We start from the raw sequence: 9,511 nt of genomic DNA on the forward strand, positions 1-9,511 counted from the left end.
GCCGTTGGCGACGCGAGCGCCGTGACGACGGCGCGCCCGTCGGGCCGAGCCGCGCCGTTCAGCGATTGCGACAGGTCGCGCCGGGGCTAGCGTCGCTCCTCGCCGTTGCCGCCCGACGTATGCGCCGGGCCGCGGAAGACGGCGTTGAGGAACAGCGGCTTCAGTCCCTCCAGGAAGGCGCGCATGGTCACGTCCTGGGTGAAGGCGATGACCTGGCCGCGACCGACCTCGGAGGCCATGGCGACCGGCTTGTAGGCCAGCTGACGGCGGTTCTCGCTCCACAACTGACCCGAGGCGAGGACGCTGTCCGGCCCGGCCAGGCGCACGACATTGGTCCCCTGATCGCGGGTCAGGGGCGTATAGATATCCGAGCCGCGCACCATGACGCTGAGGTCGCGCGCGACGCCCGCCCCCAGCCAGTGCTCCTGATCCACCACCGCGTGGGCCAGGACCCCGGCCACCGAATCGGGCGAGCCGCCGTGGTGGGTGGTGCGGTCCAGATAGTCGATGTCCGAGGCGATTTCGGTCCCGGCGACGGTGGCGCCCGAACCCGCTTCCGCCTTGTCGCCCTCGGGGACGACGGCGGTCTCGCGGCGGCTGTCCAGCAGCTTGGCGTCGGGGTCCGTCAGCAGGCGGCTGGCCGAGCCGACGCCGATCAGGACGCCGCCGTTCTGGACCCAGGCGCGCAGGTTGGCGACGCCGCTTTCGCCCAGGATCTGCTCGTAGTTTCCGCCCGACGGCAGGATCAGCACCTGATAGCGCGACAGGTCGGCGCCCGACAGGCGACGGGTGCGGACCGGGGTGACGGGCCAGCCGTATTCGCGTTCCAGCACGTGGCGGATCGAACCGGCGGACTCAGCGTCGGTCGGGTCGTCCCAGGCCATGGCGACGCGCGGGGCCTTGATGGTCGTGGCCTGATCCGACCCGACGCTGGGGCCGCTGGAGACCCAGGAGGTGGCGAGCGCCGTGACCTCGGCCCCGCTGGCGGCGGCGATGCGGCGCACGCGCTCGTCCAGGTCGGCGGGCGAACCGGCGCGCGGCACGATGAAGGCGCCCCCCGCATAGGCCTTGCCGTCCAGGGTGAAGGCTTCCTCGATCGAACGGACCGGCAGGTTTTCCTTCAGGGCGGCGGTCAGGAAGCGCATCCCCGCCGTGCCGGGATTGATCGCATAGCCATAGGCCGCGTCCGATCCCGCCACCGCCACCGGGCGGATCAGTTCGGGGCCGACCGCCGTGGTCTGGACCGAGGGCGCGCCGGCGCATTTCTGGGTCGGGACGTTGAACAGCAGGGGCATGGACCAGCCGGTCAGGTCATAGATCTCGTCGCCCAGGCCGCGCGCGCGACGGGCCTCCTGTTCGGCCAGGAATTTCGGGTCCAGCGGCACGTCCTTGGCCAGCAGGGTTTCGGCCATGCGGCGCTGGGGCTGGGACAGGTTCACCACATAGTCGCCGGCGCGGTAGGTCTGACCACAGGCGGAGAAGGAGGAGCTGGCGCGGCCGACTTCGATGCCCGAGCGCACCAGCAGCCCCGCCAGCTTGTCGGCGGCGGCCGGGTCGGCGGCGCCGGAGCGCGAGATGACATAGGCGCCGCGCCCGCCCGCGATCCCGTCGCGGTGGAAGGCGTAGAAGTCGTTCAGCAGCTTCTCGCGGTCGCGGGCGGCGGTCTCGATGGTCGACAGGGTGGCGGTCAGGTGGCCCTTGACCGTGTCGGCGTAGGTCATGACCTCGCCAGTGCTGCGCCGCGCCATCAGCCCGCGCGCCGAGCCCTGCTCATAGGTCATGGAGACGGCGCCGAAATAGGCGGGCCAGCCGTCGCCGTAGCCGGGGTAGAAGGCGTCGAAGGTCTCGCGCGTGAAATAGTCCAGCCCGGCCTGATCGAACCGCGCTCCGTTGTTGCGGCCGAAGCGTTCGCGGGCGTCCAGGATGGGCGGATAGATCCACGGGTTCAGCGGCTGGGCCTCGGGCGGGAAGAAGAAGCTCGAATCCGTGCCCATTTCGTGGGAATCGACCACCACCTGGGGCCGCCAGTCGCGGATCAGGGCGGCGTGCCCTTGCGTCTCCGGCTGGGACTGGATGAACCAGTCGCGGTTCAGGTCGAACAGATTGTGGTTGAAGCGGCCCGACGGCCAGGGCTCGGCCCGTTCGGCCGACAGGGGGTCGGGGTTGGGCTGGGCGCCCAGGCCGGCCTCGAAGCCGTTGATGAAACGCTCGCGCCCGTCGGGGTTCTGGGTCGGGACGAAGACGACCACGGCGTTCTGCATCCAGCCCTGAGCCTCGGCGTCGGCGCTGTCCATCAGGCGGCGCGCGGCGGCCATGGCGGCGTCGGCGGGGCTGATCTCGTTGCCGTGCACCGAATAGGCCATCCAGACGACGACGGGGGTGTCGTTGATGAGGGCGCGGGCCTGATCCGGCGAGGTGCGGCGCGGATCACCCAGCGCCTGGGTCGCGGCCTTGATCGCATCCAGCCGGGCGATGTTGGTGGGCGATCCGACGGCGGCCCAGAACAGGGGGCGGCCTTCCCAGGTCGTCGCATAGTCGCCGATGACCATGCGGTCGGGGGCGGCGGCGCGCAGGGCCTCGAAATAGCGACGCACCTCGGCCGGCCGGGTGATGCGCGTGCCCGGCGCATGGCCCAGAACGGCCTCCTGGGTCGGCGGTGTCTGCTGGGCCAGAACGGGCGTGGCGGCGGCCAGAACCAGGCTGAGCGCGAGCAACGGACGCGCGACGAGACGACGTGACATGAGAACTTCCCCCTACTGACAATCAGCTTAACCCCCGTCTCGCTCGGAAGGGAAGGCGGCGTGTCAGGACCATCCAGGATCGATGCAAATTATCGCCGCTCTGATTGGGACGCTAACCCGGGGGGGCAGGCGAGGCGCTTCGGGTTCGCCTTCGCATCGCCGACGCCCTGAAAGGCGGTCTGACGATCACGGTCGATTTGCCCGCCGACCTGCCCAAGGTCGCCGTGCCCGAAGCCAGCTTGGAGATGGCCCTGACCATCCTGCTGGAGAACAGCCGTCAGGTGGGGGCGGGCGAGGTCGGCATCACCGCCCACGCCGAGGCCGATCAGGTGCGCCTGTGCGTAGCCGACGATGGGCCGGGCATCCCTGAGGGTGACGTCGGGCGGATATTCGAGCCCTTCTTCACAACCCGCCGCAGCGAGGGCGGCGCTGGCCTGGGCCTGTCGATCGCGCGATCGCTCCTGCGGGCCAATCATGCGGATCTGGCGCTCGCGCCGACGACGAGCGGGGCGATGTTCGATATCGTCTTGCCGTGTTCGCATCGGGGCTCATCCTGAAAAGGCTGGCGAACGGGCTTGCTGCGCCGATCCCAAGTGGTTTTGAGCCTCCACCAAATGGTCCCGGCAACAACGTCGATAACAAGGGTTGTTGACGGCCTCATACAGTATGTAGCATACACTGTATGTCATGCACTATGTGGCGGCGAGTGAGGCGCGGCGTGGACAAGGAACTGTTCGAGACGATGCGGCTGGAGCTGCGGCGGGGGTCGCTGGTGCTGGCGGTGCTCGCCCGTCTGCAGACCGAACGCTACGGCTACACCCTGCGTCAGGCCCTGGCGGCGGACGGGCTGGAGATGGAGGAATCCACCCTCTATCCCCTGCTGCGGCGCCTTGAGGGGCAGGGGCTGCTGACCAGCGAATGGCGTGAGGAGGAGAAGCGCAAGAAGCGCTTCTACGTCCTGTCGCCGCAGGGCGAGGCCATGCTGGCCGCCCTGACCGAGGAATGGCGCGGCATCAACGCCTCGCTGGATCGAATGCTGTGAACTTTCGGGGGAGGGAGAGCGAAATGGACATGATCGAACGCTATCTGGAGGCCGTGGCGGCCCAGCTGTCGACGGAGGACCGCGAGGACATCGTCGCCGAACTGCGCGACCTGATCCTGAGCCGCATCGAGGCGCGCGAGGAGGAACTGGGCCGCGCCCTGACCGACGACGAGAAGGAGGCCATCCTGCACGAGATCGGCCACCCCCTGGTCGTCGCCGCCCGCTATCGCAAGGGGCCGGACAGTCTCATTGGACCCGAGTTGTTCCCCTACTGGCTGTTCGGGGCCAAGGCCGGTTTGCTGGTCATCGCGGGCTTGCAGGTTCTGGTCCTGCTGCTGAGGATCATGACGGACCCGGTCGATTCCGGTCAGGCCATCGCCCAGGCCTTCCACGGCTTCTTCTCCGGGGGGCTGACCCTGCTGGGCGCGCTGACGTTCGCCGGGGCGATCATGGAGCACTACGACATCAAGCCCGCCTGGCTGACGAAATGGCGGGCCGGCGATCTGCCGGCCTTCGGCCTGGCCGATCCGGCGGCCTGGGGCATGGCCATGGGGTCGGGGGCCCGGACGGCCAGGGACGGGGTGAAGGCCGCGGCGGCCAAGGCCTCGGCCGACGGGCCGCGCGTCTGGGGTTTGCGGGTCCAGACCAAGCCGGCGGCCGAGGCCCTGTGGTCGCTGGTCTTCGGCGTGGTCTTCGTCCTGTGGTGGATCGGCGTGATCCGAATTCCGGGCCTGGGCGAGTTCGCTCTGCGCGGCGGCGAGGTCAGCGTCGCGGCGGCGCCGATCTGGGGCGTCCTGTTCGCGCCGATCCTGGCCTGGGCCGTGGCGGGGATCGCCGTGGACGCCATCGTCCTGTGGCGACCGGACGCGGCGCGATTCTGCGCCGTCCTGAAGATTCCGCTGGCGGCGGCGGGGCTGTGGCTCGGCTGGCGGCTGTTCCAGGCGGGGCACTGGGCGACGCTGGCGCAGGGCGATCAGACGGCGCGGGTCGTCGGCGGGACGACCAACGTCAGTTTCGAGGCGCTGCGGGCCGTCAATGAGGCGGGGCGCGGTCTGGCCGACACGGCCATGACCCTGGGGTCGGTGCTCAGCTGGGTGCTGGCGGTGGCCATGCTGGGTCTGGTGTTCGACATCCTGACCCAGATGTGGCGCGTCGTGACGATCAGGGACTGATCCGGCTCGGCGTTGTCATGTCCGAAAACCGCGAGACAGGGCGGCGTCGAAGGCTCATGTTGCGAGCATGGAAAACGCCCGCGACAGTCTGGATCAGGAAGCCTGCTACCGCGCCGTCCTGACGCGCGACCCGCGTTTTGACGGCCGGTTCTTCACCTGCGTGAAGACGACGGGCATCTATTGCCGCCCGGTCTGCCCGGCGCGGACGCCGAAGCGTGAGAACATGAGCTTCGTCGCCTCGGCGGCGGCGGCGGAAGAGGCCGGGTTCCGCGCCTGTCTGCGCTGTCGGCCGGAGACGGCCCCCGACATGGGGGCGTGGCGCGGCACCTCCAACACCATCAGCCGGGCCCTGGGCCTGATCGAGGCGGGCGCGCTCGATGAAGGCGATGTCGATGCCCTGGCCGCCCGTCTGGGGGTGGGCGAGCGCCACTTGCGGCGCCTGTTTCGCCAGCACCTGGGCGCCGCCCCGGTCAGCGTGGCCCAGACGCGGCGGGTGCTGCTGGCCAAGGCCCTGATCCACCAGACCGATCTGGCCATGGCCGAGGTGGCGCTGGCCTCCGGCTTCGGCAGCGTGCGGCGCTTCAACGAGACGTTTCAGGGCCTGTATGGCCGCCCGCCCTCGGCGCTGCGACGACGGGCCGAGAAGCCGGGCGACGCCAAGGCGAATGAAGGCGTGCGACTGAGTCTGCCCTATCGTCCGCCCTATGAAATTGACGCGATGCTGGCGGCCCTGACCGCGCGTGGCGAGACGGTCGAGGGCGGGGTCTGGCGGCGTGGCCTGACGCCCGACGTGGACGGCGCGACCGGCCAAGTCTCGGCTCGGTTCGAGGGCGGAAACCGGTTGGCGGTGACGGTCGCGACCTCGGACCTGAAGGCCCTGCCTGGCGTGCTGGCGCAGGTGCGGCGGGTGTTCGACCTGTCGGCGGACCCGGAGGCGATCCAAAGGGACCTGTCGGCTGATCCCCTGCTGGCGCCTATGGTCCGCGCGCGGCCCGGCCTGCGTCTGCCCGGCGACTGGATCGACGCTCTGTCGGATGGGGCGGCCGATATGCCCAGCGACCGGCTCGAGGACGAACGGCTCGAAGCACGAGCCGAGCAATGGCGGCCCTGGAGGGCCTATGGCGCGCTGCACCTGCGGGAAGCAGGGCTCGACGGCGTCGCGATCATGGAGAATGACGATGAAAAAGACGCAGCCTGAGAGCTTCACCCTGGATCGCATTCCTTCGCCGGTGGGCGAGGTCCTGCTGGTCGTCGACGCCGAGGGCGCGGTGCGGGCTTTCGACTTCGTGGATTACGAGGCGCGGATGCTGAAGCTGCTGGCCCGCCACTATGGCGAAGTGACGCTGACCGAGGGCCGGGCGCCCGAGGCGGTGCGGGCGGCGGTCGCGGCCTATTTCGGCGGCGACGCCACGGCCCTGGACGGGATCGCGGTCAAGACCGGCGGCACCGACTTCCAGCGTTCGGTCTGGGCGGCGCTGCGGACCATTCCGGCGGGCGAGACCTGGAGCTACGGCCAGTTGGCGAGCGCCATCGGCAAGCCCGCCGCCGTGCGCGCCGTGGGCCTGGCCAACGGGGCCAATCCGGTCGGCGTCATCGTGCCCTGCCACCGCGTGGTCGGGGCGAACGGAACCCTGACCGGCTATGCCGGCGGGCTGGAGCGCAAACGCTGGCTGCTGGCGCACGAGGGCGCGGCGACCGGCCTGTTCTGATCAGGCCGCGCCGTCGAGGAACAGGCGGCAGGCCGGATTGTCGGTCTCGTCCACGTAGGGATAGCCCAGGGTGTCGAGCGCCTTGCTGAGGGCCGCCGCCTGATCCGGCGGGACGCTGATCCCGGCCAGCACCCGGCCCACGTCGTCGCCGTGGTTGCGATAGTGGAACAGAGTCAAGGCCCAGGCGGGCTGCAGGCTGTTGAGGAAACGCAGGAAGGCGCCGGGCCGTTCGGGAAATTCAAAGCGCAGCAGCCGCTCGTGCGGCAGACCGATGGTGCGTCCGCCGACCATGTAGCGGACGTGCAGCTTGGCCGTCTCGTTGTCGCTCATATCCTCGACGGCGTAGCCGTCTGAACGCAGACGCTGGATCAAGGCATGGCGCTCCTCGGCGCCGTTCTTCAGCGAGACGCCGACGAAGATCTGGGCCGTGCCGTCGCCGGACCAGCGATAGTTGAACTCGGTCACCGAGCGGCCGTCCAGGCTTTGCAGGAAGCGGTGATAGTCGTCGCGGCGGTCAGGCATGGCCACCGCCAGCAGGGCCTCGGCGCCCTCGCCGATCTCGGCCCGTTCGGCCACGTGGCGCAGCCGGTCGAAGTTGACGTTGGCGCCCGAATTGATCGCCACCAGGGCGCCGCTTCCCGGATTGCGCGCGGCCCAGACCTTCAGCCCCGCCAGGGCCACGGCGCCCGAGGGTTCGGCTACGGCGCGCACATCGTCGAAGATGTCCTTTACCGCCGCACAGATGGCGTCGGTGTCGACCAGAACGATGTCGTCCAGCAGGTCGCGGCACAGGCGGAAGGTCTCGTCGCCAGCGCGGCGCACGGCCACCCCGTCGGCGAACAGGCCGACCTGATCCAGCGTCACGACGTGACCGGCGTCGAGCGCGCTCTTCATCGTCGGGGCGTCGGCGGGCTCGACGCCGATGATCCTGGTCTCGGGGCGCAGGAAGCGGACGATGGCGGCCACCCCCGCAGCCAGACCGCCGCCGCCGATGGGGATGAAGACGGCGTCGATCGGGTCGGGGTGCTGACGCAGGATCTCCAGCCCGACCGTGCCCTGGCCCGCGATCACGTCGGGGTCGTCGAAGGGATGGACGAAGGTGGCGCCGGTTGCCTGTTCCAGCCCCCGCGCGTGAGCATAGGCGTCGTCGAAGCTGTCGCCGTGCAGGACCACCTGACCGCCCAGGGCCTTGACCGCCGCCACCTTGATGCCCGGCGTGGTGGTGGGCATGACGATGGTCGAGGCCGCGCCTCGCTTCGCCGCCGCCAGGGCCACGCCCTGGGCGTGATTGCCCGCCGAGGCGCAGATGACGCCGCGCGCCAGCTCGGCCTCGCTGAGGGCGGCGATCTTGTTGTAGGCGCCGCGGATCTTGAACGAGAAGACCGGCTGCAGGTCCTCGCGCTTCAGCAGGGCGGGGCGGCCGATGCGCGCCGACAGCCGCTTCAGCGGGTCAAGAGGGGTTTCCTCGGCCACGTCATAGACGCGAGCGGTCAGGATGCGGCGGACGGTGTCTTGCACGATTGAACCAGAAATTCGACGACAGGTAGGAAGGAGTGTCTGCTTAGGCTGGATCGTGGTGCGAGGTCGAGCAATTTTGACCTTCCTGGCGTAAGGCGCGGCCCCCGCATCCGCACAATGCGTCTTGCATCCCGCGCCGAGTGGACTACATTATTCCTGCTTATGCTAACTTTGAGCATAAGTCGGGGCCGCGCAGACGGCCGCAAGGGAGTTGAGGCGATGGCGGACGGCGCTTTCGGTCTGTCGAAGGAACTGGCGGAAGAGACCGCTCCCGTGTGGGAGAAGGTCAAGGGTCTGGTGACGCCGCTGGAGTGGCCGGAGCAGGCCAAGCTGATCAGCGAGATCAACGCGCTGAAGCGCGAACGCGACGCCGTCATCCTGGCCCACAACTATATGACGCCAGAAATCTTCCACGGTGTCGGCGACTATGTCGGCGACAGCCTGGGTCTGGCCAAGGAGGCCGCCAAGTCCAGGGCCAAGGTCATCGTCCAGGCGGGCGTGCACTTCATGGCCGAGACCTCGAAAATCCTGTCGCCGGACAAGACCGTGCTGATCCCCGACCTGCGCGCGGGCTGCTCGCTGGCCTCCTCGATCACGGGGGCGGACGTGCGGCTGATCAAGCAGCGCTTCCCGGGCCTGCCGGTCGTCACCTATGTGAACACTACCGCCGACGTGAAGGCCGAGACCGACATCTGCTGCACCAGCGCCAACGCCGTTCAGGTGGTGGAATGGGCGGCCAAGGAGTGGGGCGTCGACAAGGTCATCCTGATCCCCGACGAGTACCTGGCGCGCAACGTCGCGGCGCAGACGAACGTGGGCATCATCGCCTGGAAGGGCCGTTGCGAAGTGCATGAGCGCTTCACCGCCGCCGACATCGCCGAGATGCGCGCCGCCTATCCGGGGGCGGAAATCCTGGCCCATCCGGAATGCCCGGAAGAGGTGCTGGCGGCGTCGGACTTCGCCGGATCGACGGCGGCGATGATCGACTATGTGGTCGACCGCAAGCCCAAGCAGGTGGTCATGATCACCGAGTGCTCGATGGCCTCGAACGTCAAGGGCGACGTGCCCGGCGTCGACTTCATCGGCCCGTGCAACCTGTGCCCGCACATGAAGCGGATCACCCTGGAAAACATCCGCGACTGCCTGAAATACATGCAGTTCGAAGTGACGGTGGAGCCCGAGATGGCCGAGCGCGGGCGTCTGGCCGTGCAGCGGATGATCGACCTGCCGCCGCCCGCCATTCCGGCGCGCTACGACCTGATCAAGGCGAAGCATCACGTCGACGTGGAGCTGATCTGAGGTCCTGCGGCGATGCGGCCCGTTGCGGGC

At 69.2% G+C, this 9,511-nt stretch carries 8 protein-coding genes; 6 read left to right on the forward strand and 2 right to left on the reverse strand.

All coding sequences use genetic code 11. The features are described from left to right. Positions 1-86: 86 nt before the first annotated feature. Positions 87-2,741, reverse strand: coding sequence for a M14 family metallopeptidase (locus tag ACREEF_RS14680; protein ID WP_431566311.1), 2,655 nt, complete (start codon positions 2,739-2,741; stop codon positions 87-89). Between the two features lie 197 nt (positions 2,742-2,938). Between ACREEF_RS14680 and ACREEF_RS14685 the strand changes: the two genes are divergently transcribed. From ACREEF_RS14685 to ACREEF_RS14705, 5 genes are all read left to right on the forward strand, one after another. Next, a complete protein-coding gene (locus ACREEF_RS14685) occupies positions 2,939-3,298 on the forward strand; it encodes an ATP-binding protein (RefSeq protein ID WP_431566312.1) in 360 nt (119 codons plus the stop codon). Positions 3,299-3,435: 137 nt separating this feature from the next. After that, entirely contained in the window at positions 3,436-3,783 is a 348-nt protein-coding gene (locus tag ACREEF_RS14690) for a PadR family transcriptional regulator (protein WP_431566318.1), read from the forward strand. 23 nt (positions 3,784-3,806) lie between these two features. Next, entirely contained in the window at positions 3,807-4,955 is a 1,149-nt protein-coding gene (locus ACREEF_RS14695) for a hypothetical protein (RefSeq protein WP_431566313.1), read from the forward strand. 67 nt (positions 4,956-5,022) lie between these two features. Beyond that, the gene (locus tag ACREEF_RS14700; protein WP_431566314.1) at positions 5,023-6,153 is read left to right on the forward strand and encodes a bifunctional transcriptional activator/DNA repair enzyme AdaA; all 1,131 of its coding nucleotides are present in this window, start codon (positions 5,023-5,025) and stop codon (positions 6,151-6,153) included. Continuing rightward, complete coding sequence (locus ACREEF_RS14705) at positions 6,134-6,664, forward strand: methylated-DNA--[protein]-cysteine S-methyltransferase (RefSeq protein ID WP_431566315.1); 531 nt, start codon at positions 6,134-6,136, stop codon at positions 6,662-6,664. Before ACREEF_RS14700 ends, ACREEF_RS14705 begins: the two co-directional genes overlap by 20 nt. On the opposite strand, the gene ilvA is transcribed toward ACREEF_RS14705, so the two are convergent. After that, on the reverse strand, positions 6,665-8,182 hold the full coding sequence (ilvA, locus tag ACREEF_RS14710; protein ID WP_431566316.1) for a threonine ammonia-lyase, biosynthetic: 1,518 nt from the start codon (positions 8,180-8,182) through the stop codon (positions 6,665-6,667). Between the two features lie 219 nt (positions 8,183-8,401). Between ilvA and nadA the strand changes: the two genes are divergently transcribed. After that, positions 8,402-9,481, forward strand: a complete 1,080-nt coding sequence (gene nadA, locus ACREEF_RS14715; RefSeq protein WP_431566317.1) for a quinolinate synthase NadA — start codon at positions 8,402-8,404, stop codon at positions 9,479-9,481. The last annotated feature ends 30 nt before the right edge of the window (positions 9,482-9,511 follow it).

It is taken from the genome of Brevundimonas sp., assembly GCF_050729455.1.
Lineage (GTDB): Bacteria > Pseudomonadota > Alphaproteobacteria > Caulobacterales > Caulobacteraceae > Brevundimonas.

Excerpts from the sequence above, each read along its gene's own strand:
- ACREEF_RS14680 (WP_431566311.1), bottom strand. The coding sequence starts at position 2,741 with ATGTCACGTCGTCTCGTCGCGCGTCCGTTGCTCGCGCTCAGCCTGGTT.
- ACREEF_RS14690 (WP_431566318.1), top strand. The coding sequence starts at position 3,436 with ATGTGGCGGCGAGTGAGGCGCGGCGTGGACAAGGAACTGTTCGAGACG.
- ACREEF_RS14695 (WP_431566313.1), top strand. The coding sequence starts at position 3,807 with ATGGACATGATCGAACGCTATCTGGAGGCCGTGGCGGCCCAGCTGTCG.
- ACREEF_RS14700 (WP_431566314.1), top strand. The coding sequence starts at position 5,023 with ATGGAAAACGCCCGCGACAGTCTGGATCAGGAAGCCTGCTACCGCGCC.
- ACREEF_RS14705 (WP_431566315.1), top strand. The coding sequence starts at position 6,134 with ATGAAAAAGACGCAGCCTGAGAGCTTCACCCTGGATCGCATTCCTTCG.
- nadA (WP_431566317.1), top strand. The coding sequence starts at position 8,402 with ATGGCGGACGGCGCTTTCGGTCTGTCGAAGGAACTGGCGGAAGAGACC.